Genomic DNA, 26997 nt, shown 5'->3' with positions numbered 1-26997 from the left:
AATATAAACCACTAAATAAAATCCCCCTTTTTTAGATTAAGAAAGTAAAGTATCGTCCCCGTCCACTTGCTCGTACCCTGAAAGAAGCCCCATGGGAATGGGTACAGGCAGAATGCACAAGCTGGTATGGTTTTCTCATGAGAGGGGCAAATCAATAAAGCCCTTTGATCTTTGGGCACTCATACCCTATCCCGATGATCGCTACCGAGCAGTAAAGCAAAATAGAGCGATGAAGGATTGAAAAAACAATCTCCTTGCCTCCGTAAATCAATCGTTCTGAAGCCTGTACTGTCATTATTTTTACCTAATATATATTTAATCTATCTTCTATTAAAGGCTCATATGTTGAGCCTAAAAGAGATTAATTTTATTTAGGCTATCCGTAAATGGCATCCTATAATGAATTGTTAATAATTTTTATTATGTCTTTATTTAATTAAAATATATGAATGGCAAAGATAATCAAGTGGAATTGTTAGAGGTATTACCTGATCCAATTTCACTTATTGAGTCAATGCGGGCAGTTGGATACTCTGTTGAGGCTGCGATCGCAGACTTAATTGATAACAGTCTATCTGCTGAGGCAACAAAAATTAGCGTTGCTTATGATGGGGTATCGCAGCCATTTGTGGCTATTTTAGATAATGGCCTCGGAATGAGTTCCTCTGGTATTACCGAGGCAATGCGACACGGAAAAAATCCAAATGATCCTCGTGAAAAATCTGATTTAGGTCGCTTCGGGCTTGGACTAAAGACAGCATCTCTTTCTCAATGCAGAAAGTTGACCGTTGTATCAAAAAAAGATGGACAGATTAATGCGCGATGCTGGGATCTAGATATCGTAGCGTTAAAAAATAAGTGGGTTGTGACAATTCCCTCCATTCAAGAAATTGAGAAATTTAGCTTTTTTGCAGAGCTTAATAAACAAGAATCTGGAACTCTTGTCGTTTGGGAGGAGCTAGATAAGTTACTCGCAGGCGCTAAAGATGCAGATAAAGAGATGACACTTAAGTTCCATGGTTTATTGGAATATTTGGCCTTAATTTTTCATCGGTTTACTCAAAAGGAGCCTGGGTTTAAAGAGGTTTCAATTGATGTGAACGGGCAGCCGCTGCCATTCCGAGACCCTTTCTTAAAGGCAAATAGCTATAGGCAAAATCTAGAGGGCCAGGTGATACGCCACGAAAAAGGCAATGTCACAATTACCCCTCATATTCTTCCTCCGGTAAATCATTTAACGCCCGAAGAGATTGCCATTACAGGTGGTTTGGACGGCTTAAGAAATTCACAGGGATTTTATATTTATCGGGGTAGAAGACTTGTTATTTGGGGCACTTGGTTTCGATTGGTCCCAAAGGAAGAGTTTTTTAAATTATCAAGAATACAAGTGGATATACCAAATTCATTTGATGAATTATGGTCACTAGATATTAAGAAATCCGCAGCATTTCCCCCGGATGTAATTCGTAATCGCCTAAAGGAATTGATACCTCATTTTGCGAATACAAGTCGCAAGACTGTAACTTATCCCGGACGAAGAAGAGGGGTTGAGCAAATTACTCCACTGTGGGAGCGGCTAGAGCCCGCACATGGCTTATTTAAGTATGAGATCAATGAGGAGCACCCACTTGTAAAGAGAGTATCTGAGCAGTTGGATGGGAAATCGATGGGTAATTTGAGGGATTTAATTTCTGCTATTGAATGCTCGCTTCCGGTTGAGGCAATTTATGCCGATCTTTGTAATGACGCCCGTTCCAAACTTGACACTGATGTGGATGAGTTAATCAGAATAGGCCAAATATTGCTGGAGTCTAGTGTTTTATCTATTGAAGATGTGTTGAAGATGGAGCCATTAAGTCGATATCCAAAATTGCACGATGAAATATTAAAAGGATTAAACGTATGACCGCCATGGATCTTTATGTAATTGCAATTGGACTTTTAGGTAGCCAAACCTTAACTGATGAATTATTAGAGGAAATACTTGGGCAGCTCAAGAGAATTGCTCCTGATGCAAGTGAAGAGCATCTAAAGGTCATCAAGAAAAGACTTGAATCAAATCTTGGTGTGAGATCGACGCCTGGCTATTCTCTGCATGGTGGAGATCAGGATCCTTGGCTGGATGAAGTGAAGCCAACTATTAAATGGGATTATTGGGATGCTTATGTCAATGAGCTAAAAACCAATGGCTTCAATACTGACGTTATTCGCGTCTTGGATGAGGATACGAACAATATTCTTAATGAGTGCGGAAATCCTTCAAGAGATGGCCCATGGCGAATTAAGGGGCTAGTCATGGGTGATGTCCAGTCTGGAAAAACGGCTAATTATTGTGGTTTGGTAAACAGGGCAGCGGATGTCGGATACCGAGTAATCATATTGCTTACGGGCGTAATCGAGGAGTTGAGATCACAAACCCAGGCGCGTCTAGATTCTGGTTTTGTAGGAAAAGATAGCAGGGAAATTTTGCTTGGGATTAATGGTGGCAGTGATATTGGATCAGGAAGGTTTAGATCAAAGACGCCAAATGTCCTAACTTCAGTAGATTCAGATTTTTTAACTTCAAATAAAAAAGCGTTGGGTGGAATACCGTTAAAGAATATTCAAGAGCCAGTTCTTCTTGTGATGAAGAAAAATAAAACTGCGCTTTCTAATTTGAAGAGCTTTCTTGAGACTCAGATGAGCGGCAATAATTATTTAGATGTGCCAATGCTCATGATTGATGATGAAGCGGATAATGCATCCGTTAACGCAAAAAAAGATGAAGATCCAGCCACAATTAATAAATTAATAAGACAGCTCTTAGAATCATTCAGTAAGTCAAGTTATTGTGCTTACACTGCCACCCCATTTGCCAATGTGTTTATTACTCCGGACGGTGAAGATTTATTCCCAGAAAATTTTGTCTACTCATTAAATGCACCGAGCAGCTATATTGGGGTTGCAAAAATTTTTAGAGAGGATGGAGAGCATCATTATCAACTTCAAACAATTGATGATGCAGAAGAATTTATTCCAGAAAATCATAAAAAGGATTTTGTAGTTCTTGATCTACCGCCATCCTTAAAAGAGGCTATACGAGTCTTTTTTATCACCTGCGCGATTCGAGATTTAAGGGAAGAGCCGCTTAAGCATAGGTCTATGCTAATTAACGTGAGTCGCTTTACGGATGTTCAGAATAGGCTATCAGACGTTGTAAAGAATTACGTTTATGAGTTAACCGAAGAAATTAAGCAATACCTAGCAGCAGATGCTTTATGGAGTAGACATGAGCTATTAATTGAGTTGCATGAGACTTGGGAGCAGCATTTTTCAGACGCAGGTAATAGCTGGAATGAGGTTCGCAAGGCTCTATATGGCTCAATTTCTAGCGTTAAAACAGTAACCATTAACCAGAAAACTGAAGAAACGGAAAAGTTAAATTACACACAGCATCCATTAGGTAGAAAGGTAATCGCGATTGGTGGGCTTACTTTATCGAGAGGTCTCACATTAGAGGGCTTATCTACAAGTTATTTTTATAGAAATTCTAAGGCTTACGATACTTTGCTTCAAATGGGAAGATGGTTTGGTTATCGCTCTGGGTATCAGGATTTGTGTAGGGTTTGGGCTGCGGAAGACGCACAGGAATGGTTTGAACATATTGCCGATGTTGTGGATGAATTGCGTCTCGACATTAAGAGAATGCATGTCAATAGAAAGCCACCTAAATTATTTGGTATGAGAGTAAGGTCACATCCTGGGGCTCTTCTTGTAACAGCACGCAATAAGATGCGAAACGCCAAGGAAATAGAGATTGCCGTTTCTTTTAGCGGATATAAGGCTGAAACGCCATTTATTCCAAGCGTGAAAAATGAGATTGCTAAAAATATTTCTGAAACCAAATCATTTCTTGGCGCATTAGGAAAGCCATCCAAAATGAGCGGTACTAGGCGGATATGGGGAGATGTTCCGGCTTCTCAGATTGCTATGTATCTGTCGACCCTATCAATTTCCAATATGAATTTTGCCTTTATGGTAACGACTCCTGATGAAGAGAGGCCGTTAATAAAATTTATTAGAGAAAATACCGTGGAATCTCTCTCCGAGTGGGACGTGTGCTTGCCGCAAGGATCGGGAGAGCTCTTAGGGGAATTCAAAATTCCAAGAGACGACGGATCTATTGAGATTGTGAAATCAAGGGGGCGACAATTTTCAATAGTTCCCCCCAGTTCTAATTTTTACAAATTGAACAAACAAAGGGTTGGAGAGAGTGAAGATGAGAAGGTGGGATTACTGCCGGAAGCAGTAAAAGAAGCCGAGGCAGAGTGGAGGCAAGATCCGAAGAATGATGGAAAGGTAACTGTTCCAGGAAAAGCATTCACGGCTTTTAGACATAGACCTCTTCTGACAATTCATTTAATTACACCAATGGACCCGAAGGAAACTAAGTCGGAAAAAGCTGGAAAGTCTAAGAAGCCAAAATCAATGGCTGCTTCAGATGTGGCGAATGGTCCTTTTGTAGCTCTTGGCTTAAATTTCCCAATTTATGAAGAGAATGGGAACGTTAACTATGTGCCATACAAGCTTAATCGCATTGCGCTAGCGCGGCTCGGTCTAATTGGTGAAACTGATGATAGTGATGAAGATGAAGATTAAAGATCTTTGGTCTGAATGTATAAATGGTTTAGATAAAAATGAACTGGGAAGCGACGAATATCAGCTAAAAAGAATAGAGTCAGTTAATAAATTTGCAGTCTATGTGGGAATTGATTCTTCAAAAAATTTCATCCTTGCCTTTAATGTTATTAGTCGCCCTCCAAGCATCAACTTAAAGTCGGGAGCCATTGATTACTTAACAATTGAACGGCCAGATAAATCATGGTTTATAGTTCTTCGGCTGCTTGACGCAAAGCTTTTCAATGTATTTGAAGTTTTATGTGAGAATTTAATTGACGCTGCTACACAGTGTGATGCCGAATTTGCGCTCATATTGCTTATTGAAAAAAGGCTCAAGTCTTGGGAGAAGCTTTTTCAAGCAGGGGGTAACGGGTTACTAGCTGAATTTCAAATTCAGGGGCTGTTAGGCGAATTAATTTTCCTAGAAGAAGAAATTATAAAAAGTGGGCATGAGATCAATATCCCCCTGAATGCTTGGGTAGGACCTCAAGGCGCAGACCAGGACTTTATATTCTCAGATCACTCTTATGAAATAAAAACGATAAGAGTAAATGGTGAGACTATTTCAATTGCCTCATTAGACCAGTTAAGCTCAAGTCTTCCAATAACACTTGTAGTAATTGAATTAATTAAGGTCGGTCTTGGCGATAGTCAAGCATTCAATCTAAATGAGTATGTGACTAAGATTGAAAATCTAATCTATTCAGACCCAGCAGCCTTAATGATATTTAGATCAACGCTTTTAGAGTCTGGGTATGTTCGCCATGACTATTACGATAAGTTTTACTTCTCGCTAAATGCCGTCACTAGATATCAGGCTGCGGAAGATTTTCCTAAATTAACGGCAGCCAATGTTCCTGATGCAATAGCTAGCTGTCAATACACCCTAAAACTAGAAGATTTACTCAAATTTAAAATATAAATAATTTCGTATGGAAACTTTAGAGTCGTTTCATGAAGAGCTTCGTCATATTGTTGCTAGAAGAGCATCAAATGATCATCTAGTTGACACAATTGCCTTCATACGCGAGGTTAGTGACCGTCTTGAGGATGACCCTATTTATGGGGAATTTAAATTATCCGAGGATGAGGGCAAGCTAGGAAATAAGAACTACAAAATTCATGGCTACACTGACTTTGATGAGTCAGATGGAACACTTGGCTTGGTGATAGGTAAGTGGTATGACTCAGATGCGATTGAGACGCTTACAACCGCAGAAGTGAATCAGCTGTTCACAAATCTTGAAAATTTTATTGTTGGCTCTATAAAAAATAATCTTTTTGAAGAAAAGGTAGAGTCAAGCGGGGTATATGAGATATCAACAACTCTATCTGAGTACAAGAATAAAATCTCTAGAATTAGACTACACCTTTTTTCTAATGCCGTATTAAGCCAAAGATTTAAAGAGAGTCTAAGTGGGGATATTGGCGGAATTTCAATAGAACACCAAGTTTGGGATCTTTTAAGAATTAAGTCTCTCTACGAATCCTCAAGAGAGCGCGAACAAATCGAAATTGTTTTAAGTGATTTTGATTCCGACGGAATCCCTTGTATTGAGGCCTCTAAGACTGAAAATTTAAGTTCTTACTTATGTGTAATCGAGGCACCCTTGCTTGCGGATCTCTTCGAGAGATACGGAAGTAGATTGCTTGAGGGTAACGTTAGATCTTTTTTAGGTATGAAGGGTGGTGTTAATAAGGGAATTAGGTCCACTATTCAGGACGCTCCATCACTATTCTTTGCGTATAACAATGGTATTGCTGCGACAGCTACAAGTGTTGATGTTGGACGAACATCTGACGGTCTAAAAATTACTGAGTTAGCAGACTTTCAAATTGTTAATGGTGGTCAAACTACTGCAAGTATTTTGAGCGCAAGAAAAAAAGACGGTCTTAGTCTCTCTGGGGTAACTGTTCAGATGAAGCTAACTGTTGTTAATGTCAGTGAAGCAAATTTAATGATTCCTAAAATTGCTCAGTATGCAAACACTCAAAATAAAGTTGCGATTGCTGACTTTTTTGCAAATCATCCAATACACAGGAAGCTTGAGGAAATTTCTAGGCGTTTACGTGCCCCAGTTCGGGCAGGTACACGACTTGATTCGAAATGGTTTTATGAGAGATCTCGCGGTCAATACCAAAACGAACGTTTATATTTAAATAAGTCAAAACGAGACCTTTTTGACTTGGAATTCCCAAGCACTCAGGTAATTAATAAAACTGACTTAGCTAAGTACGACAGCGCTTGGAAGGGTAAGCCATTTTGGATTAGCCAAGGCGCTCAGAAGAACTTTCTCAAATTTGCTGCTCAATTCACCCCAAAGGGTGATGCGTCAGAAACTGAGCATTGGGAAACTATTAGCCCAAATTTTGGGGATTCTTATTACCAAGACATGGCTTCGATTGCCGTTCTTTGGAAAAAGATTGAATCCCTAATCTCTTCTGCTCGAGGGGACTGGTATGCCGGAGACTATCGCGCTCAAATTGCTGCATATACGATAGCTGAATTTTTTAATATATTCAGAGTTAAAGGCGGAGAATTTGATTTGAGTAAAGTTTGGGCAGCTCAGGCTGTGCCTGATGTTCTAGGCCCGTACTTAGTTGAGCTTGCCATACGTGTACAGCAACTAATTCTTACCCCTCCTCCCGGCACAACTAACGTTGGTGAGTGGACCAAAAAAGAAGAGTGTTGGAATAGAATACAATCGCTCCCGGTTGAATGGAGTGAAGATTTGAATGCATTTCTATTGGATAAAAAGGAAGCAAATTCAAGAAAAGCAGAAAATAAAAAAATAGGACAAATTGATGATGGCATATCTGCTCAAAATACTTGCTATGAGTTAATGAATTCTGGTTATTTTGCAGGTTTGTGTCAGTGGCCACCATTCTTCCAATTTTTTACCCCTAACGAACAGTCCTTGATTAAGAAGGTGTCTACGCCAAAAAGTTTTCTAACCATTTTTAATGATAAAGACTGGCGAACTATTATTGAATTAAAAAACAAGGCTGAAGACGAAGGTTTTCGTCACACGTTAAATTAAATATATGACAGTAATCTCTATACCAAGTGCAAAAAGACTTATCTCATCCATGCGAGATTTGGGATATGAATTTAGTGATGCAGTTTCAGAAATTGTTGATAACTCCATACAAGCTGGAGCAAATGTAATTCAAGTAAACCTGCATTTTGATGGCTATGATTCATATTTAACTGTTCTTGATAATGGCGTTGGAATGACGCCCGCTGAAATAAGGGAGGCCATGAGATTTGGCTCCATGAGGGATTATGAGCAAGATGATTTGGGTAAATTTGGCCTTGGCTTAAAAACCTCCTCTCTAAGTCAGTGCGATTCATTGACTGTGTCCTCTAGAAACTCACAAAAGAAGGTTCAAGTCCATTCCTATTCCTGGGATATGGATCATGTTAATAAGGTTGATCAGTGGGAGATCTTGCCTGTTGAGATTGATGAGCTGCTAAATCCAGTTGTCGAGCATTTGTACTCAACTACTGGGACTGCGGTAACTTGGGAAAAACTGAATCGATTATTAAACTTTCAGGATCCTACCGGTGGTAGGGCCGAAAATGACATTAAGAAATTAACCCAAGATTTAAAGGTATTGCTTGGCGCTACTTTTCATCGTTATCTAACTGGTGAGCAGAGATCGAAGAAGGTAATGATCTTTGTTAATGGTGATTTAGTTGAATCTTGGGATCCCTTTTGCCGAAGTGAAAAAAATACATTGGAATTGGAGTCATTTTCTATTCCTATCTCGATGGATGGAAAGAAGGGCAACATTAAATTTAGGCCATTTGTCCTTCCAACTCAAAGTCAATTTTCATCGTCATCTGCACATCTTCGTGCTGGCGGCCCTGAAAAATGGAATAAGCAACAAGGCTTTTATATCTATAGAGCTGGCCGATTACTACAAAGTGGTGGCTGGTGTGGGTTAAGAACCTCTGACGAGCACTCTAAGCTAGCAAGAGTTCTTGTAGAAATACCCGCTGGGTTTGATGATCTCTTTAAGGTAAATATCTCGAAGATGAAAATTAACTTCCCAAGGGAAATTCGCGAAGAAGCAATCCTAAAGCTGGCCCCAATCATTAAAAAAGCTAATGATTTATATAGAGCTCATGGAGAGACAACATTCTCCGGTGCTTCGGTATATGAGACTGACGATAAAAATTTTGAACAGCTAGTTAGTAATTCATTATCTAAATTAGATGCCGAATGGAGTCTAACGCCGGGAACTGTAAAAAACGTATTACCCAAGCTGTTCGGTCAAGCCACCCCCAGTGAGAGACGTTACCTCTTGAGGATATTTAAACGTCTTGCAGAGGAAAAGAAGGCGGGCGAGAAACCTTTGGCCTAATTTAGTTAGACTGAGGCAAGATTATTGAAGTAATAATCCTCCTCTGTTAGCTCTTTATTGCTGTAACGAGTGTTTGCCTCTATTGCTATTGGAATAAGAGCTACTGGCCAGCCTGATCTCTTGTAATAAGGCGCTATAACATCGCTGGTGCCTGATGGCGGCATATGAATTTCGCCAGATCTATCAAGCGCTGTTTCTGGATGGAGTGTTGGATGGACAACGTGAACCAAATTCCATATTGATAGAAATTCCTTTGCATTCATCTTGCCAATAACGCCTAGGTATAGAGAATTAGTTAATTCCTCTAGCTTTTTGATGGCCTTATTTCTTTCTGATTCCTTGAATTGTGGCCTTCCTTCTGAAGAAGAATTATTTTTTAGATAGGCCTTTATGGCAATGCCAATTGCTCTTCCGGCTAAAGGAGGTACGGCGTTCCCAACCTGCTCATATACATTTCCTCTTTGGCCGGAAAATTGAAAAGTATCCGGAAAAGATTGAACTCGTGCTGCCTCTCTTGGTGTTAGGGATCTATTTTGTGTTGGATGGATAAACATTAATCCATCTTTCTTTAAGTGAGCAACAATCGTTGAGCAAAGATCAAATCTGCTTTGTCTTTTGTATTTATCAGCAAAAGACTCCATGGAGTAAGGCGTTTCCATAACTTCGCCTCTAGCAATAGCGCCTTTGCTATTTTCCCCCTCTCTAAGGAGTAGAAAATCCCTCAAATCTCTTTCGGAGTGGGGTCGAGATACATGCCAGGTCAATTTTGGAGCCTTATCAGCCCCCATTAAATCTATGATGTATCGATTGCTAAATTGTTTGAGGTGATTTTTTCTTAGATGCAAATCATATTTTGATTCAATGGAGCCATCATTGGTTTTTAATGGAGGTAAGTCGCAGATGGCCTCACCTAATGTAACTATCGACTCCATAGAGTGATCGCTGGGTTCCAGTGAATGAGTTTTTGTTAGGTAGCGCGAAGGCATGAACAGTGGTAACCCAACACGAGTGCCGATAAACAGTTGGCGAATACGCTTTTGGGGAACCCCAAACTCCCAACAATTAATTTGAACTGGTACAACTGAGTATCCTAAGGCTCTACTGGCTTCCTGAATCTTGGTGAAATAAATTCCGCTGCCCATGCTTTTGATACCCAAGACGTTTTCCATGACAAATATCTTGGGTTTAAAAAACTCAACATGTTTTAGAAAGCGCTTATAGAGATCACGCCTCGGATCATCAACAAAATCTTTGCCAAAATTAGCGCCGCCTTGTGTTCTTGCTGTCGAGAAGCCTTGGCAAGGGGGTCCACCAACCACTAGGTCAATTTCGTTTATGCCCATTATTTCAGCGAGCTCTTTAGGCTCAAACTGTGTCAAGTCTCTCTTTAACCCAACTGGATGCTTATGATTTAGATTAAATGTCTCTATAGCAATAGCATTAAAATCTACAGCAGCAAGGCATTCAAGACCTGCCATCTCAAGGCCATAAGAAAGGCCTCCACAGCCACTAAATATGTCAATAAATTTAAGTTTTTTGGACATGTTCTGATTTTAGGCTATACAAATTTGATAGCAGGAATTTTTCATGCTTAGTATACAAAAGCTCTCCAGGTTCACTCTCGTATCCCTACTTTATTGTTCCTATTATGGTTTCTAGATGCTGTAAAAATCCATTTTGCTGCCCCAATCTTTTCAATTGCTTCAGAATTTTTGGTTGTGAGTTCCATCTATTTATCTAGGTGAATCTTAGCTGCCAAAGCATCTGATTTACTTCTGTTGCGTGCGGGGCAAGCTAAGACAAAACTAATTAGCTTTATAGATGCTAGGGGAGTGTAGGAAGCTTAATTCCTTTCCTACACTCAATTCATCTTTCATCCCTATTTATTACCTTGTGATATCTCTACGCTGAAACCTTCTATATAGGAGGTTAGTTTTGCGCGTATCTATTGAGTGTTCTCACAGACAGTTACAACTATTCAAGATCCAGCTTGACGCTCGAACTGTCCTAGTTTTAGCAATCATTTGGATGATTTGGGGAATTCTGCGCACCCTCCACATTCTTTAATTGTTTGTATTTACAAATAATTACTTGATTGCCGAATAATTTGTTACTACAATTAAATCGATCAATAGAGTTTGATCCGCAGAAACGTTTACAAACTCTTATAGCGCGTGGCCTGGATTTTGCTCGTGCAGAAGAGGTCTTTGCCGATGCTGCAGCAAATATTGAGGATGCCCGCTGTCATTATGGTGAGCATCGTTATATAACGTACGGATTTTTAGATGATCGTCTCACTGTGCTTGTCTGGACGAAGCGTGACAAGAAAATGAGAGTGATCTCGATGAGGAAGGCAAATGAACGTGAAAAGAAAAAATACCAGCGTTGAGTGGGTTGATCCTGATGATGCCCCAGAGTTAACAGATGAGGATCTAGCGCGCGCTGTGTGGAGTATAGGTGGCAAGATTGTTTCTGAAAGTGAAGGTCGAGAGGCTTTTGCGAAACGATTGCGTGGCAGACCTGTCGGTAGCGTGAGTAAGTCTCCCAAAAAACTCACAACGATTCGTTTATCGGCTGAAGTCATAGAGCAATTCAAAGCGGCGGGTGCGGGTTGGCAAACAAAAATTGATTTAGCGCTTAAAGATTGGCTTTTGACTCATCGACCATAATTTTCTAGATCATTAAGGGGCTGGTGAAGCCAGTCTTTCAGATCACATGCAGCTTATTTAAGATCGAGCTCGATGCCTGAACTATTCTAGTGTTAATCTAATTCCTATGAAGCAAGCTAAAACTAAATACTTCGCGCTAGCGACCATCGTGATCTTGGTAACTCTATGGGTTTATATCAATAGCCCAGTCCATAGACCGGCGATTCATTGCCAATATCCGCTCAATTCATAAGCGTGCTTTTGCTTTCTGTAAAAATATTAGAACATCTCATTTCAACAAAAGGGGTAGCTGTGCAAAATCAAGTTAAACAAAGTTGGAAGAATCAACTCACTAAAAAAATCGTCGCCACTAGCGTGTGCGCTTCTTTGGCATTGACTCCTCTCATTAGTAATGCCTGTACAAGCTTTTTGCTCAAAGGCAATGACAACGGTTACGTGTATGGCAGAACGATGGAGTTTGGTTTAGCGCTCAAGTCGCAGCTCACCCTCATTCCTAAAAATACGGCTATGCAAGGTGTGGGTGTGGATAGCAAACCCGGTACAGGTCTCAATTGGACGGCTAAATATACCGCCGCTGGTATGAATGGTTTGGGTTTGCCAGTACTCGTTGATGGTATGAATGAAAAAGGTTTGGTCGGTGGCTTACTCAATGCTCCCAATACCGCGGTATTTCAGGCGGTGCCAGCAGCCGATTCCGCGAAGAGTATTGCTTCAGTGCAGATGCTCACTTATGCCTTGACCAACTATGCAACGATTGATGAAGTCAAAGCCGGCTTTCCGAAGATTTTGGTGAATCGCTCCATCATTCCGGCATTTCATAATCAATCGGCACCTGTCCGCATGACCTTGCATGATGCGCTGGGTAGGAGCCTAGTCATTGAGTATCTCAAAGGCGAGTTAGTGATGACCGATAACCCAACTGGGGTGATGACGAATGATCCTGCCTTTCGAGAGCAGCTCAACAATATTGGTAACTACGCAAATCTGACGAATGTAGAGCGCAATGCTTTGGTAATTAATGGCGCTAGTTTTGTTCCACCAAGCTCCGGTAGCGGTTTGCATGGCCTACCGGGAGACTACCTCAGTCCGAGTCGTTTTATTCGTGCGCTATTTTTAACCAAGTCCGTACCGACCACTTACTCAACTGCTCAGCATACCAATACCGCTTGGCATATTTTGGGTAGCTTTGATATTCCTCCTGGTGCGATTAGCTTACCAGCAAGCAATGCTTATGGTGGCGGGGCAGGTGGCATTGAGATTACAGAATGGTCTGTGGTTGCTGATAATAAAAATAGGATGTATTACGTCAAGATGTTTGAAAGCACCAATGTGTTGGCGTTTGACTTTAAGAAGATTGATCCCAATGCCAAAGAGGTGCAGTTTTACGATCTCAATAAACCTCAGACCTATATTCCCATCAATTAGGGATGTTTGATCTCACTTCGTAATGGCAGTAATGGCAGGCTGGGGGTGGATGAGCCAAACCCCCGGCACTGGCAGAAATTGGGTTTGGCTGCTTCGTTCCCGACCTGACCAGGTTATCCAACCCACCATGCGGGGAGGCCCATCCTCTTCCATTTTAGCTTGTTAGAATGTAGGACATGACAGCACTGGCATTAGCCCGTTCGTGGCGCCCTAAAACATTCTCCGAATTGGTGGGGCAAGACCATGTGGTGAAAGCCTTAACCCATGCTTTAGATCAGGGTCGCTTGCATCATGCGTGGCTCTTTACGGGTACTCGTGGCGTCGGTAAGACCACGATTGCGCGGATTATGGCTAAAGCGCTCAATTGCACAGGATCGGATGGATCGGGCAAGATGACATCAGAGCCTTGCGGAAAATGTCCATCGTGCTTAGAAATTAATGAAGGTCGCTTTGTTGACTATATCGAGATGGATGCAGCGAGTAATCGCGGTGTAGATGATATTGCTGCACTTCTGGAGAAAGCAGCCTACGCACCGAGTAATGGTCGCTATAAGGTTTATATGATTGACGAGGTGCATATGCTCACCAATCATGCCTTTAATGCCATGCTCAAAACATTAGAAGAGCCGCCAGAGCACGTCAAATTTATTCTGGCTACTACGGATCCGCAAAAGATCCCTGTGACCATTTTGTCGCGTTGCTTGCAGTTCAATCTCAAGCAAATGCCAGTGCCACTCATCGTTGAGCACTTAGAGAAAGTACTCGCTGCAGAAAAAGTGACCTATGAAGTTAATGCACTACGTGTTTTAGCAAAAGCAGCGCAAGGCTCAATGCGCGATGCTTTATCACTCACAGATCAAGCAATTGCTTATGCTGCTGGTAAGGTCACCGAAGAATCAGTGCGCGGCATGCTCGGCACATTAGACGATGCATACCTCATTCGGATTTTAGATTGCATCATTGCCAAAGATGGCGCAAGCCTTTTGGCAGTTGCTAATGAAATGGGTGAGCGCAGTATGTCATTCTCATTAGCATTGCAAGACTTATCTAGCTTGTTGCAAAAAATTGCAGCAGCCCAAGTCGTGCCAGAGTCTGTCTTAGAGGATTGGCCAGAAGCAGGTGAGATTCGTCGCTTAGCAGGACAACTCACCAAAGAAGAAGCACAACTCTTCTACCAAATTACGATTACAAGCCGTCCTGACCTATCGCTCGCACCCGATGAGCAAACTGGTTTTGCCATGACACTTTTGCGCATGCTGGCGTTTCGTCCGGGAAGCAGCAATAGCAGTGGTGGCGGAGGAGGTTCTGCACCCACACCTTCAGCACCACCGGCAGCACTAGTTAATACTGCGCGTTCATCCTCTGCAGCCTCTGCTCCTGCCGCTAAAGCAGCGCCAGCATCTGCAAGTGCTAAGTCGGTCTCTGCCTCTGGCTCTGCCTCTGCTCCTGCTCCTGTTGCTGCAGCTGCCCCGGTCGCTGTTGCCGCTAGCGCAGTTGGTAACCCTGCTGAGCGTCCCGATTGGCATAGCTTGATGCGTCAGTTACCAGTCAAGGGTTTAGTGCAGCAATTGGCATTTCAGACAGAGTTACAAGATTGGGCAGATTCACCTGCGGCTGTGAAAGCAAGCATTCTGACTCCAATGCCGCAGTTAGCCTCCGAGGCTTCTATCGCCCGCCTAGCTGATGCACTGACTGCGCACTTTGGTAAGACAGTCAAGATCGTGATTGAAAAAGGTGAAGTAGAAGGTAAGACCGTTGCCAAAGTAGATGCACAGATTCATCAAGAAAAAAGAATGAATGCTGAGCAATTGATTGCTGCCGATCCTTTTATTCAGCAATTAGAAAAAGAGTTTGGCGCTAAAGTCGTTGGTGGCTCAGTCAAGCCACTGTAATCTGGCCTCTTTAAATTCATTCATAAGTATCAATCATAGTAAGCAACATAAGCAATCAACATAAGTACTGAGGAATAAAGCGATGATGAAAGGTGGACTTGCTGGTCTCATGAGACAGGCTCAGCAGATGCAAGAGAAGATGAAAGTAGCGCAAGAGCAATTGGCTGCGCTAGAAGTCACTGGTCAAGCGGCTGGTGGCTTAGTCAAGGTGACCGTCTCTGGTAAGTACGAGATCAAACGGGTGCAGATTGATCCAGGCGCAATGGATGACCGTGAGATGTTAGAAGACTTAATCCTTACTGCTTATACAGATGCGTTTAAGCAAGTAGAAGCGGCTAGCGGGCAACTGATGTCAGGCGCTACTGCTGGCATGCCAATGCCTCCGGGCTTTAAGTTGCCGTTCTAATTGACCTTGTTAGTTTTTTCTTCACTACCTAAATAGATGGCGCGCATAGAAGCACCTCAAGATGCACTCGGTCGCTTGATCGAGGCATTGCGGGTATTGCCTGGAGTGGGTCCTAAATCGGCTCAGCGCATGGCCTTTTATTTATTACAGCATGATCGCAATGGCGCAGCAGTGCTTGCTCAATCATTAGGCGAAGCGGTCGAGACCGTTGGTCACTGTGCCCGTTGTAATACTTTTTCAGAAACGCAAATCTGTAGCACTTGCTCTGATGGTCGTCGTGACCCATCACTGCTGTGTATTGTAGAAACGCCTGCTGACCAAGTGATGGTAGAGCAGACTTTGAGTTTTAAGGGTAACTACTTTGTCCTCATGGGCCGCATCTCACCACTCGATGGTATGGGTCCTAATGAAATTCATTTTGATCGCTTACTCACTCGTATAGAAAACCCAGATACTGGTGTGCCGATTCGGGAAGTCGTGCTAGCAACGAACTTTACGAGTGAGGGCGAAGCAACAGCCCATTACATTGGTGAAGTACTCAAAGCTAAAGGTATTAAAGTCACGCGTATTGCACGCGGTATTCCGGTGGGTGGGGAGCTCGAGTATGTGGATGCAGGTACCTTGGCCAGGGCTCTCATGGATCGTCGTTAGTCTTTTATTTCCTAAATTCCTCAAATGCCAAAAGGTTGCAAATTGCAACCTTTTGTGTTAAATTACATCTATATTTATTGAGGGGTAATTATGGCTATAGCTATCAAGTTATCTGATCTTTTAGTAGAGGATGCAAAGCCTTATGCACAGGCAATGCATCGCTCCGTTCCTAAGCAGATTGAGTATTGGGCTCGTTTAGGTAAAGTCGCAGAGGAGAATCCTGACTTACCAGTTCATATGTTGCAGGATATGTTAGTCAGCATCGAAGAGGTGAAGGTTGGCAATCTAAATCCCTATAAATTCGGATGATTGTATTTACGACACCTAGATTTGATAGGGCTATTAAGAAGATATCGCCTGCTGAGAAAAAGACTCTTGATGATACCGTCAAGAGCATAGTTGCTGACCCATCTCAGGGTGAGATGAAAAAAGGCGATTTAACAGGTATCCAGGTATTTAAATTTAGACATCTAACGCAGCAGATGTTGTTAGCTTATTCCGTCAGTCTTGATGGATCTAAGCTTGTGCTGATGGGGTATGGGGTTCACGAAAACTTCTATCGTGATTTGAAGCGATAAGCATTAAAGCAAGCGTTGTTCCGGTACGAATAAGTTCGCAGCTGTATCGTCCTTCTATCACTCTCTGAGCCCCCTTTTTTATGGCTCATTTTGTGTTAAAATGTAGTCACAATGAGACTACATAATGATACTTCGTATATTCCCTTTGCAAGGAGAGACAAATGACTATTGCCGATACTTATGTCCGGGCCAGGATTGATATGGCCACAAAGAACAGGGCTTCCGATGCGCTTGAGGCAATGGGCCTATCTATCTCTGATGCAATTCGAATGCTGATGTTGCGAATAGCAGATGAAAAGCAACTACCCTTTGCTGTAAAGGTTCCCAATGCCAGGACCAGAAAAGCAATAGCCGAGCTCGAGGCGGGAAAAGGTAAACGTTTTAAAACCAGTAAAGCACTGATGGCGGATTTACATGCGGATGATTGAAAGATCTTCTGTATTTAAAAGAGACTTCAAACGAATCTATGCAAACCCAAAACATAAAAATAATATTGAGCAACTTCTATTGGTAACCATAGACCTTTTGAGATTAGACAAAATATTGCCAGTTCATTCGCGGGACCATTATTTGATTGGTGAGTGGCAAGGTCATCGTGAATGTCATATTAAGCCCGATGTCCTACTGATTTATAAGAAGCCCGATCATCAAACATTGAGACTTGCTCGCTTGGGAAGTCACAGTGACTTATTTGGATGAGTTGCTGCTAGACACTGCATGACCGCATCGCCTAGGGGAACTACTTAAATACCCTTTGCGATAGATGCATTAGAGTCAACTGATTACAAAAAAGTAGTTTAATCAGGGAGATGACTCATGCGTAAATTTCAGTCCACCAAGGTCTTAGTAGCCGGCTTAATGAGTGCTGGTTTGATATTGACCTCAAATATGACTCAGGCACAAGTAGGCTTTCCGCCGCCACCACCAAAAGTGAGTCCTGCAGCAGGTGTGATTGATATGCACGTGCATCCTGATCCAGATGTATTTGGTAGATCCTTAACCGATTACGAGTTAGCCACTATTGCTCGTCGCAAAGGTATGCGCGGTATTGTGATTAAAAACCATGTGGTCACTACCAATGATCGCGCTGCTTTAGTGATGCAACAAGTCCCAGGCATTGAAGTGTGGGGCGGTATTGTTCTAAATAAATCCGTTGGCGGTGTAAATCCTTCTGCCGTTGAATGGATGCACCGGATGTCTGGTGGTCGCGGCAAAGTGGTATGGCTACCTACCTTTGACTCTGATAAGCATGTCAAGACCTTAGTTGATAAGAACCAATCTGGCATCGTGGTTGCGCCTAATGGCCAAGTCACACCAGAGCTTGAAGAAGTATTAAAAATCATTGCTCGTGAGGATTTGATTCTGGCGACAGGTCATATCTCTGCAGAAGAAGTAGTGGCAGTAGTCAAGCGCGCAAAAGAATTGGGCGTGAAAAATATTTTAATTACCCATGGCCTAACCAATATCCCAGGTCTATCTTGGGAGCAGGCTAAGCAAGTCACTTCCATGGGCGCCTATATTGAAATTTGCTACCTGCAATTTATGACCGGTCCTACAGCGCAGTACAAATGGATGACGCATTGGGAAAAGGTTGATGCCACCGTGGTTGCTAAAGCGGTCAAAGAAATTGGCGCAGACCATTTAGTACTTTCAACTGACTTAGGTCAGCAAGGCATGATGACTCCACCAGATGGTGTTGAGAATGAAATTGCAGCAGTTAAAGCTGCAGGTGTGTCACAAACAGACATCGATAAGATGATGAAAAAGAACCCAGCAAAACTATTGGGTCTCAAAGACTGAGGCGTATCCTCCGCCAGGCATGACACTTTTGTCATGCCTGAGACATAAAAACTAGGTAAATTACTCCTTTTTGGGGATAATTTGGGCTACGCCACACTGGGGTTTTAATCTTCGGTGTGAAGGTCTAGTTTTCTCTATCGGTATGTAGCCAGTGTATTGATGCACTGGCACCCAAAGACATCGCGAATGATCCGCAAGTTTTATTTCCTTCTCCTGTTGAGCATTTTGTGCACTTTTCTTGGAGCTTCTGCGTTTGCGCAGAGGGCAGGGTCAGGCGCTGACCAAATTGCCAGTTTTGCTAACGACCTTTCTTGGTTACCAACTGAAGGTGAGATTTTTGGTCTGCCCGTCAATATTCACGGTCAAAGCACTTATATCAATCAGCGTTATAACAATTTCACCTCCAGCTATTCAGGTCTTAATAGTATGAGTGCTCTGAAGTCAATGAGCTATACCTGGTCTGGTACTTTATTCTTTGGTGCGCGCTTGGCACCTGATACCGATTTTTATTTCAACCCAGAAGTGGTTTCTGGTGTGCCATTCTCTGGCCTGACGGGTCTTGGTGGTTTTACAAACGGCGAGGCTACCAAAGCAGGCGGTGCTCAAGCCAAGTTTTATTCTGCACGCGCATTCTTGCGTCACACCATCAACCAAGAGGGCGATAAGGTGGTGCTTGAGGATGATGCGAATCAAATTACGCAAACCGTCAGCAGCAATCGAGTAGTGATTACTGCCGGTCAATTTTCTACTTTAGATATTTTTGACGATAGTCGTTATGCAAAAGATCCTCGCATCCAGTTCATGAACTGGGGCAATATGACTTATCTGGCGTATGACTATACTGCTGATGCCCGTGGCTACAGTACAGGTTTGGCGGGCGAGTGGTATTTAAATAATTGGGTCTTGCGCGCCTCACGCATGTTGGCACCAAAAAACCCCAATGGTCGTGACCTCAATTGGCAAATCTTTAACACCTACGGTGACCAGGTGGAAGTAGAGCGTCAGCACCATATTGCTGATCTGCCAGGTAAGGTGAGCGTCTTGGCTTATCGCAACAGAATGATCTTGGCGCGCTTTCAGGATGCAAGCAATTATGTGATTGCCAATAATGCGCAGGGTACGCAAGCGATTAACAACGTACGCAATAACTACCAATACAAAACGGGTGTTGGTATTCATGGGGAACAAGCGCTGACTCATGACTTGGGTATCTATGGCCGCGCATTCACATCCGATGGTCATACAGAAACGATGTCTTTCACTGAAGCCGATAACTCCGTCTCAGTAGGAATGGGTATGAATGGCACTTCTTGGAGTCGTCCAAGCGATAGTATCGGAATCTCGATGATGCAAAACGGCCTATCGAGTTACAGAAGAGGCTATCTACAAGCAGGTGGCGTGTCTTACTTTATTGGTGACTATGCGAGCGCATCGCAGACTATTTCTTATCGCCCAGAGCGTATCGGCGAGGTGTACTACAACGCCCTGCTTGTGAAAAATGTTCTTGGCGGTGTGAACTTTCAGCATATTCAAAATCCTGCCTATAACTCTGCCCGTGGCCCTGTAAATATCGTGTCTTTCAGGATTCATGCCGAGTTTTAAGGGTTTGTACAAGCTAGAGATTGATTATTATCTTTAGAATCAATAGTTTAGAGATTGCCGATTATTCGACATTTCGCTTTTGTCCCATATAATCGTCTAAACCCCCTGAAATGGGCTTAGATGAGATCTAAATCTGCATTAGGGGCTAGAAAAACAGCATTTTTATTGATTTAGAGGCGGCCGCATTTGTTCATCCACGGCACACGTAAAACGAGCGTAGTAAATCTACTCAAAAGCATTGCACCATCTGCAATGACTACTTTTGCTATTAGCCTTGCTTCTTTTTCAACAACTGCTTTTGCGCAAGCGTCTGCCACTACAACTGATAATACGCCTGCAAGCGTGACGGTTCAGTCTGGTGATGCGGCATTAACAACACCCCCAAATGTTGCTGCCATTAGTGCGCAACTCAGTGCGCAAGATAAAAATAGTGCGCCGGGTTCTAAAGCTGCTGAATTATTTGCCCCGGTAACGAAAGCCAATACACCCAAAATTTATACCAAGCCGATTGCAAGTGGTCCTGCTGAAATGGATCTGCGTCAGCTTTGGAATGAACTCAAGATAAATAATCCGCAATTATCTTCTTTGCGTGAATCATATTTGTCTGCCAAGGCAACCGTGCCACAGATTGCAGCACCAGCCAATCCACAGGTTGGTTTAGTCTGGTCTGGTATGCCAGTCAACTCTCCATTTGCTTTGGGGGGCGCTAACGCACCATCACAGCAGTACCCAGGTGGCATTAGTAGTAATAACTCGATTTCGGTAGCGCAACCCTTTCAGTTCCCAGGCAAAAAAAGTTTGGCTGCCGATATTGCCGATACCAATGCAGAAGCGCTCTTAGCTAGCTCTGAATCAACTTACTTACAGTTAGGCGCTCAGCTATCGACTCTGTACTACAACGCTTTGGCATCGCAAAAGCAATTGCAGGTGTTAAAAGAGTCAGTCGTTCGTTTGGAGATGATTAAGAACGTTGCCAAAGCACGTTATGCCAATAACGCAGCTGCCTATGTTGAGTATCTCAATGCACAAGTAGCGCAAAGTGCAGCGCAAGCGGATCAGTTCAATGTCGAGCGTCAATTGCAAGTGGCGCTGAACAATATCAATACCTTGGTCGGTCGTCACTCTCGCGAGAGGTTAGTTCTGCGTGGTGATGTACGCCGTGCACTCACTGGTGTGCCAACCCTCATTGAATTGGAAGACTATGCAGAAAGCAGCCACCCTGCATTAAAGAGTTCAGCCTTACAGCTCGACGCTGCGCGTAAGGGTGTAGACCTGGCTAAGAAAGCCTATTTACCAGACTTTCAGGTGATTGGTTCTTCATACACCCCCCGTGGCCCATTTACTGCAAACAATGGCGCGCTGTTTTATCAGCTTGAATTAGATTTGATTATTCCGCTGTATTTCTTTACCAAAGAGAAGTACGGAGTAGAGCAGGCGCAACGCAACCAAGCGGCAGCAGAAGCGGGCAATATCTCCAATCGTCAGCAAATTGTCTTGGCGGTCAATACGGCTTATGCCGCTTATGAGCAAGCCAAGAACCAGACCCAGTTCTTAAAGGAGCGTCAGGTTCCCCAAGCGGATGCTGCCTATAAGGTCGGCCTGACCCAGTATTCCAATAATGGTCAAGGATTTAATGATTTGTTGACTGCGCAGACCCAATTGCGTAACTTAGAGATTGCGTTAGCGCAGGCAGAGAGTAATTTATTGCAAGCGCAAGCAGTATTGATGGTTTCAGCGGGCAAAGAGCCTTTTTAAGGAGTAGTTTTGATAGACAAAATTCTGTCGTTTCTGAAACGGTTGTCCGAGAAGGCAAAACCGATATTGCATCAAGCTGCCGAGCAGGGTGCACACCATGCAAAAGCGGCGGCTGCCGGCTTGGCTGGTATGTATTGGAATTTGTCTGCAGAAAATCGCCACCGTGTGCGTTTAGCGGCTTATGCTTTTGCGATTCTTTCAGTCGGCATTGTGGTGGGGCGTGTTACTTACGTCAATCGCACTGTCAAAATAGAAACCTCTGATAAGGCGCTCAAAGTAGAGAAGACCGGCGCCCTGGAATTGAAATTGCCAGGCGTCAAACTCAATCCTGAGATTTATCTATTTCAGACGGCAGAGAAAGTGCAAGTACCTGTGAACATCAAGGTGCCCGGACGTTTAGCCTTTAATGCCGAAAAGTCTAAAGTACTTTCCGCTCGTGCTCCTGGTAGGGTAGAGCGCATCTACGCCTTTGATGGCGCTTTGGTTGACATGGGCTCGCCGATTGTTGAGCTCTATAGCCCGGATTTCCTCTCGGCCCAACAAGAATATTTACTATCTTCTCAAACTGCCAAAGTATTAGAGGGCAGCAAAACCATGAGTGATTTGCTCGGTGATGCGCGGATTACTCAACAGGCTGCTGCCAATCGCATGAGAAATCTCGGGGCAGGTGATAGCGATATTAAGAATATTGAAACCAGCGGCAAGACTACAAGTAATTTGATCATGCGCTCACCCTTAAAAGGGGTTGTTGTGAAGCGCAATGTAGAGCCTGGTTCTGCTGTGAGTTCAGGTGATGTGATTACGACCTTGGCTGATCCAAAACACCTCTGGTTTTTGGGTAATGTATTTGAGCAAGATTTTCGTCTGATCAAGCAGGGTCAAAAAATGATCCTGCGGCTTGAGGCCTATCCCGATAAAGAGTTTGTTGCTTATGCCAATTACATTGCGCCAGGCATTGATCCACAGACCCGCGCTTTATTGATTCGTGCTGATGTAGAAAACACAGATGATCTGTTGCGCCCCGATATGTATGCAACCGGCTTGCTGACCACTGGCATGGCTGATGCTGTCGTGGTGCCGCAGTCAGCGATTGTGCGAGTCCGTGAGAACCGCTACGCCATTATTAAAGTAGGTCCTGAAACCTTCCGACGCGTTCCAGTGAAAGGTTATGACTTAAATAGTAAGAGCTTTGCCATCACCGAAGGGGTGGAGCAAGGCTGGCAATTGCTGGCAGAAGGCGCTGTGTTATTGAATGATCGTTTTGCAAAGCAGGAGGACTAAGTGAGCGTTTTCACCTCCTTCATTCGAGGGGTTATCGAGAAGCGCGTATTAGTCATCTTTGCTTCGATCGTGCTATTAGGGCTTGGCATGGTCAGTCTGAGCAAATTGCCGATTCAGCCATACCCAGGCGTTGCGCCCTTAACAATTCAGGCGATTTCTCAATGGCCGGGAAGAAGTACAACTGAAGTAGAGCAGCAAGTTACGATTCCAGTAGAGAATGCTTTGGCAGGTATTCCTGGGCTGCAAGCATTTCGTTCCGTATCACTCTTTGGCTTGTCCGTTGTGACGCTCAAGTTCAATGACACTGCAGATCCATTTAAAGCGCGTCAAGTATTTATCTCCAATTTATCCAACGTCAGCTTTCCACCGGGCGTGACTTCCAGTGTTAGCCCAGACTCTGACGCAACGGGCGAGATCATGCGTTATGAAGTACGTTCTGAATACGCTAGCTCTACCTTGCTCAAGACTTTGCAAAACTATGAGATCTATAAAGAACTGAAACAGACTCCAGGTGTTGCAGACGTGTCTTCCTTTGGCGGCAAGGTTCGTCAATATCAAGTGATTGTGAGTCCCGAAAGCTTGCAAGCGAAGGGCATCTCTATTAATCAGTTGATCTTGGCCTTGACCAATGCCAATAGCAACACGGGTGGGGGCTTATTGCCTGCTGGTGAACAACAGTTTGTGGTCCGCGGTGTAGGTCTACTTAAAGATATTGCTGATATCAAACAAGTCATCATTACCACGAACAATGGCGTACCGATTCGGATTGGAGACGTAGCCAGAGTAGAGATTGGTAATGCACCGCGTTTGGGGATGTTCCAATTTAATGACAACCCAGATTCAGTCGAAGGCATTATTTATTTACGTCGCGGTGAAAATGCTACTGAAGTTTTAGCACGCGTGCGTAATACCGTTGACAACATCAATCGGCATGTCTTGCCGCCAGGTATTGAGGTAAAGCCTTTTTATGACCGCCAAGTCCTGCTCGACATCACTATCGGAACCGTAAAACACACTTTGTTCTTTGGTATCTCGTTAGTGTTAGCGGTGTTGTTCTTCTTCTTAGGCAACATTCGCGCTGCTGCGGTGGTGGCTGCCGTGATTCCTTTGGCATTGTGCGTCTCCTTTATTCAGATGCACTTGTGGAGCGTACCGGCAAACTTGATTTCTTTAGGGGCAATTGACTTTGGTGTGATCGTTGACTCGGCAGTGATTCTGACGGAGAACGTCATGCGTCACTTAGAGGAGGGTGGTAAGCGCCTTAATCAAAGCATCATTATGGCCACTAGTGAAGTACAGCGTGCCATGATTTATTCCACGGGCATCATCATTGTGGCTTACTCCCCATTATTCTTTATGGGTGGTGTTGAAGGCATCATCTTCAAGCCGATGGCATTTACCATGGGCTTTGCCTTGATCGCTGCAATGGTCTTGAGTCTCACGTTCTTACCAGCGATGATTTCCTTGGTGTTTGGTGAGAACCTGCATCACAAACCACCATCATTTATCACCAAGATTTTGGAAGGCTACAAACCTTTGCTCAGAAAATGGATGGATCGTCCATTAACTGTTTTCTCAGTTGCAGTCTTTGTGCTCGGTTTAACGCTCTTGAGTATGACCCGTTTGGGTACGGCATTCTTACCTACCCTAGAAGAGAATAATATTTGGTTGCGTGTGACTTTGCCCAACACGGTAGATTTAGACTACTCCGTCAAGGTCGCCAATCAATTACGCGAAACCTTTATGGCACAACCAGAGATTGATAAGGTTGCCGCACAGATTGGTCGCCCCGATGATGGCACTGACTCTACAGGTGTGTTTAACCAAGAGTACGGTCTTTATCTGAAGAGTCCAGACAAGATGCCTGCTGGATCTAGTAAGAAAGATTTGATTACCCATTTAGAAGCTGAGCTTGATAAGATTCCAGGCGTTACCTACAGCTTCTCGCAGTACATTCAAGACAACGTGAACGAGGCGCTATCAGGCGTTAAGGGGGAGAACTCCGTCAAGATTTACGGCACTGATCTCGAAGTGCTTGATCAAAAGGCTCACGAAGTGATTGATCAGCTCAAAAAAGTCCGGGGTGTTGCAGACGAAGGCATTCTCAAAGAGTTAGGTCAGCCAACGTTGAATATTCAAATTGATCGTGAGCGTGCAGCACGCTATGGTATCAATATGAATGACATTCAGACGGTGGTGGCAAATGCCGTTGGTGGCGCTGCGGTCACTAATTTGCTGGAAGATGAAAAAACCTTTGGTATTGCGATACGCTTAAATGAGGGCAGTCGTAATGATGTTGCCGATATTCGGCAGCTATTGGTAGATTCTCCTGATGGAACAAAAATTCCACTCGCGTTGGTTGCTTCAATTCAGCTGACCGACGGCCCATTCTTTATTTACCGTGAGGCGGGTAAGCGCTATATCGCGATTAAGTTCAGCGTTCGTAATCGTGACTTAGGTAGTGCGGTAGAAGATGCGCAATTCTTGGTTGAGAAAAATATTACCTTGCCACCGAACTACTCGATTAGTTGGGATGGTCAGTTCAATCAGATGAAGCAAGCGCAAAAGAAGTTGATGGTGATCGTGCCCTTGGCACTGATGGGCATCTTCTTACTTTTAGTGAGTGCTTTTGGTAATTTCCGTGATGCCTTCATCGTCATGATTAATGTGCCATTTGCTGCCATTGGGGGTGTGATTGCGTTGCACCTAGCAGGGGAGACTTTGAGTATCTCGGCATTTTTCGGTTTCTTATCGCTCTTTGGTATTGCGATTCAAGACGGCGTGATTTTGATCTCCTTTATTAATAAAACGGCTGCTACCGAACATGGTGAAATGAAAGATGTCATGGTTGAAGGGGCATCACTGCGTGTGCGCCCTGTATTGATGACTGCAGCGTTGTCCGGTTTAGGCCTCTTGCCAGCTGCTTTGTCTCACTCGATTGGTTCAGAAGCACAACGCCCATTAGCCTTGGTGATTGTCGGTGGCATGGTCACGACAACCGTCTTGACACTCTTAGTCTTGCCAGTGATTTATGGCTGGTTTAGGGGTCGTGCTTTAAATCAAGCAAGTAGCGTTTAAAAGTGATTGAGAAAATTGAATAAACGGGGAAGCCATTATTTATGAGTGATCGTCAACCTCATATTCTGGTATCGAATGACGATGGCTATTTGGCTCCTGGTTTATTGGCTTTAGTCAATGCGGTGCGCCCTTTAGGTCGTATTACCGTGATTGCTCCAGAGCAAAACCATAGCGGTGCTTCGAATTCACTCACACTTTCAAGACCACTCTCGATTCATCGTGTGGCTGGCGGTGAACGTGACGGTTTCTTCTTTATTAACGGCACCCCGACTGATTGTGTCCACGTGGCGATGACTGGTTTCTTGGATGAGAAACCTGATCTAGTGATCTCGGGGATTAATCAAGGCGAGAACATGGGTGAAGATGTGCTGTATTCCGGTACGGTAGCTGCGGCAATTGAGGGAGTGATGTTTGGTGTGCCTGGCATTGCCTTCTCCCAAATTGATCGGGGCTGGAATCGTATTGAAGATGCCGCTAAAGCAGCGCATGATGTCGTAGTGCAGATGTTGGCATCCAAACTCTCACACAACGATGGCACTGCAACTTTACTCAATGTCAATATTCCGAATCGTCCTTATACAGATCTCAATCGCTGGCGCGTGACCCGTTTGGGCAATCGTCACCACTCTCAGCCAGTTGTTGTGCAAGACAGCCCGCGCGGTGAGAAGATTTATTGGATTGGTGCGGCAGGCGAAGTGAAAGAAGGTTCCGAAGGGACCGATTTTCATGCGATTACTGATGGTTGCATTTCGATTACCCCTATGCAATTAGATTTAACGCATCACGCGCGTTTAGCGGCGATGCGAGCGAATGGTTGGGATCGCGCTTGA

The 26997-nt window shown here is 43.7% G+C and carries 22 protein-coding genes and 1 other RNA gene; 21 read left to right on the top strand and 2 right to left on the bottom strand.

Going from position 1 to position 26997, the window contains the following annotated elements; translation table 11 throughout:
- Positions 1–445 precede the first annotated feature (445 nt).
- From ICN21_RS03300 to ICN21_RS03280, 5 genes are read left to right on the top strand one after another with little or no spacing between them, the layout of a single operon-like run.
- The gene (locus tag ICN21_RS03300) at positions 446–1906 is read left to right on the top strand and encodes an ATP-binding protein (protein ID WP_216176683.1); all 1461 of its coding nucleotides are present in this window, start codon (positions 446–448) and stop codon (positions 1904–1906) included.
- Positions 1903–4638: a Z1 domain-containing protein gene (locus ICN21_RS03295; protein WP_216176681.1), complete on the top strand. Its 2736-nt coding sequence runs from the start codon at positions 1903–1905 to the stop codon at positions 4636–4638. Before ICN21_RS03300 ends, ICN21_RS03295 begins: the two co-directional genes overlap by 4 nt.
- Positions 4628–5581: a PD-(D/E)XK motif protein gene (locus ICN21_RS03290; RefSeq protein WP_216176679.1), complete on the top strand. Its 954-nt coding sequence runs from the start codon at positions 4628–4630 to the stop codon at positions 5579–5581. Before ICN21_RS03295 ends, ICN21_RS03290 begins: the two co-directional genes overlap by 11 nt.
- Positions 5582–5591: 10 nt before the next feature.
- A complete protein-coding gene (locus ICN21_RS03285; RefSeq protein ID WP_216176677.1) occupies positions 5592–7700 on the top strand; it encodes an AIPR family protein in 2109 nt (702 codons plus the stop codon).
- Positions 7701–7704: 4 nt separating this feature from the next.
- Positions 7705–9030: an ATP-binding protein gene (locus ICN21_RS03280; protein WP_216176675.1), complete on the top strand. Its 1326-nt coding sequence runs from the start codon at positions 7705–7707 to the stop codon at positions 9028–9030.
- Positions 9031–9035: 5 nt separating this feature from the next.
- On the opposite strand, the gene ICN21_RS03275 is transcribed toward ICN21_RS03280, so the two are convergent.
- Positions 9036–10574, bottom strand: a complete 1539-nt coding sequence (locus ICN21_RS03275) for a DNA cytosine methyltransferase (RefSeq protein WP_216176673.1) — start codon at positions 10572–10574, stop codon at positions 9036–9038.
- Between the two features lie 563 nt (positions 10575–11137).
- On the opposite strand from ICN21_RS03275, the gene ICN21_RS03270 reads away from it, so the two are divergent.
- The 3 genes from ICN21_RS03270 to ICN21_RS03260 all read left to right on the top strand — a co-directional run bounded on the left by ICN21_RS03270 (position 11138) and on the right by ICN21_RS03260 (position 13124).
- A complete protein-coding gene (locus ICN21_RS03270) occupies positions 11138–11419 on the top strand; it encodes a BrnT family toxin (RefSeq protein ID WP_216176671.1) in 282 nt (93 codons plus the stop codon).
- Positions 11388–11699, top strand: coding sequence for a BrnA antitoxin family protein (locus tag ICN21_RS03265; protein ID WP_216176670.1), 312 nt, complete (start codon positions 11388–11390; stop codon positions 11697–11699). The genes ICN21_RS03270 and ICN21_RS03265 overlap by 32 nt, the downstream gene beginning before the upstream one ends.
- A gap of 291 nt (positions 11700–11990) precedes the next feature.
- Positions 11991–13124, top strand: coding sequence for a linear amide C-N hydrolase (locus ICN21_RS03260; RefSeq protein ID WP_216176668.1), 1134 nt, complete (start codon positions 11991–11993; stop codon positions 13122–13124).
- Positions 13125–13169: 45 nt separating this feature from the next.
- Here the strand turns inward: ICN21_RS03260 and ffs are convergent.
- Positions 13170–13268, bottom strand: an RNA gene (gene ffs, locus ICN21_RS03255) — signal recognition particle sRNA small type.
- 32 nt (positions 13269–13300) lie between these two features.
- Between ffs and dnaX the strand changes: the two genes are divergently transcribed.
- From dnaX to surE, 13 genes are all read left to right on the top strand, one after another.
- The gene (gene dnaX, locus ICN21_RS03250) at positions 13301–15016 is read left to right on the top strand and encodes a DNA polymerase III subunit gamma/tau (RefSeq protein WP_216176666.1); all 1716 of its coding nucleotides are present in this window, start codon (positions 13301–13303) and stop codon (positions 15014–15016) included.
- An 82-nt stretch (positions 15017–15098) separates the two neighbouring features.
- The gene (locus ICN21_RS03245) at positions 15099–15422 is read left to right on the top strand and encodes a YbaB/EbfC family nucleoid-associated protein (RefSeq protein ID WP_216176663.1); all 324 of its coding nucleotides are present in this window, start codon (positions 15099–15101) and stop codon (positions 15420–15422) included.
- Between the two features lie 36 nt (positions 15423–15458).
- Positions 15459–16073: a recombination mediator RecR gene (recR, locus tag ICN21_RS03240; protein WP_216176662.1), complete on the top strand. Its 615-nt coding sequence runs from the start codon at positions 15459–15461 to the stop codon at positions 16071–16073.
- Positions 16074–16163: 90 nt separating this feature from the next.
- On the top strand, positions 16164–16382 hold the full coding sequence (locus ICN21_RS03235; protein ID WP_215294968.1) for a ParD-like family protein: 219 nt from the start codon (positions 16164–16166) through the stop codon (positions 16380–16382).
- Positions 16379–16651 (top strand): type II toxin-antitoxin system RelE/ParE family toxin, encoded by a 273-nt coding sequence (locus tag ICN21_RS03230; protein ID WP_215294966.1) that lies wholly within the window; start codon positions 16379–16381, stop codon positions 16649–16651. The genes ICN21_RS03235 and ICN21_RS03230 overlap by 4 nt, the downstream gene beginning before the upstream one ends.
- Before the next feature lie 161 nt (positions 16652–16812).
- On the top strand, positions 16813–17079 hold the full coding sequence (locus ICN21_RS03225) for a type II toxin-antitoxin system RelB/DinJ family antitoxin (RefSeq protein WP_216176660.1): 267 nt from the start codon (positions 16813–16815) through the stop codon (positions 17077–17079).
- Entirely contained in the window at positions 17066–17350 is a 285-nt protein-coding gene (locus ICN21_RS03220; RefSeq protein WP_216176658.1) for a type II toxin-antitoxin system YafQ family toxin, read from the top strand. Before ICN21_RS03225 ends, ICN21_RS03220 begins: the two co-directional genes overlap by 14 nt.
- A gap of 117 nt (positions 17351–17467) precedes the next feature.
- Positions 17468–18451: a DUF6282 family protein gene (locus ICN21_RS03215; protein WP_216176656.1), complete on the top strand. Its 984-nt coding sequence runs from the start codon at positions 17468–17470 to the stop codon at positions 18449–18451.
- 186 nt (positions 18452–18637) lie between these two features.
- Entirely contained in the window at positions 18638–20053 is a 1416-nt protein-coding gene (locus tag ICN21_RS03210; RefSeq protein ID WP_216176654.1) for a carbohydrate porin, read from the top strand.
- A gap of 186 nt (positions 20054–20239) precedes the next feature.
- Entirely contained in the window at positions 20240–21808 is a 1569-nt protein-coding gene (locus ICN21_RS03205) for a TolC family protein (RefSeq protein ID WP_216176652.1), read from the top strand.
- A gap of 9 nt (positions 21809–21817) precedes the next feature.
- Positions 21818–23089 (top strand): efflux RND transporter periplasmic adaptor subunit, encoded by a 1272-nt coding sequence (locus tag ICN21_RS03200; RefSeq protein WP_215294960.1) that lies wholly within the window; start codon positions 21818–21820, stop codon positions 23087–23089.
- A complete protein-coding gene (locus ICN21_RS03195; protein ID WP_216176650.1) occupies positions 23090–26167 on the top strand; it encodes a CusA/CzcA family heavy metal efflux RND transporter in 3078 nt (1025 codons plus the stop codon).
- A 41-nt stretch (positions 26168–26208) separates the two neighbouring features.
- Complete coding sequence (surE, locus tag ICN21_RS03190) at positions 26209–26997, top strand: 5'/3'-nucleotidase SurE (RefSeq protein WP_216176648.1); 789 nt, start codon at positions 26209–26211, stop codon at positions 26995–26997.

It is taken from the genome of Polynucleobacter sp. AP-Feld-500C-C5 (assembly GCF_018882265.1).
In the GTDB taxonomy this organism is placed as follows: domain Bacteria; phylum Pseudomonadota; class Gammaproteobacteria; order Burkholderiales; family Burkholderiaceae; genus Polynucleobacter.
Note: the sequence above shows the minus strand (reverse complement) of the source record. Positions and strands in the feature narration are given on the sequence as shown.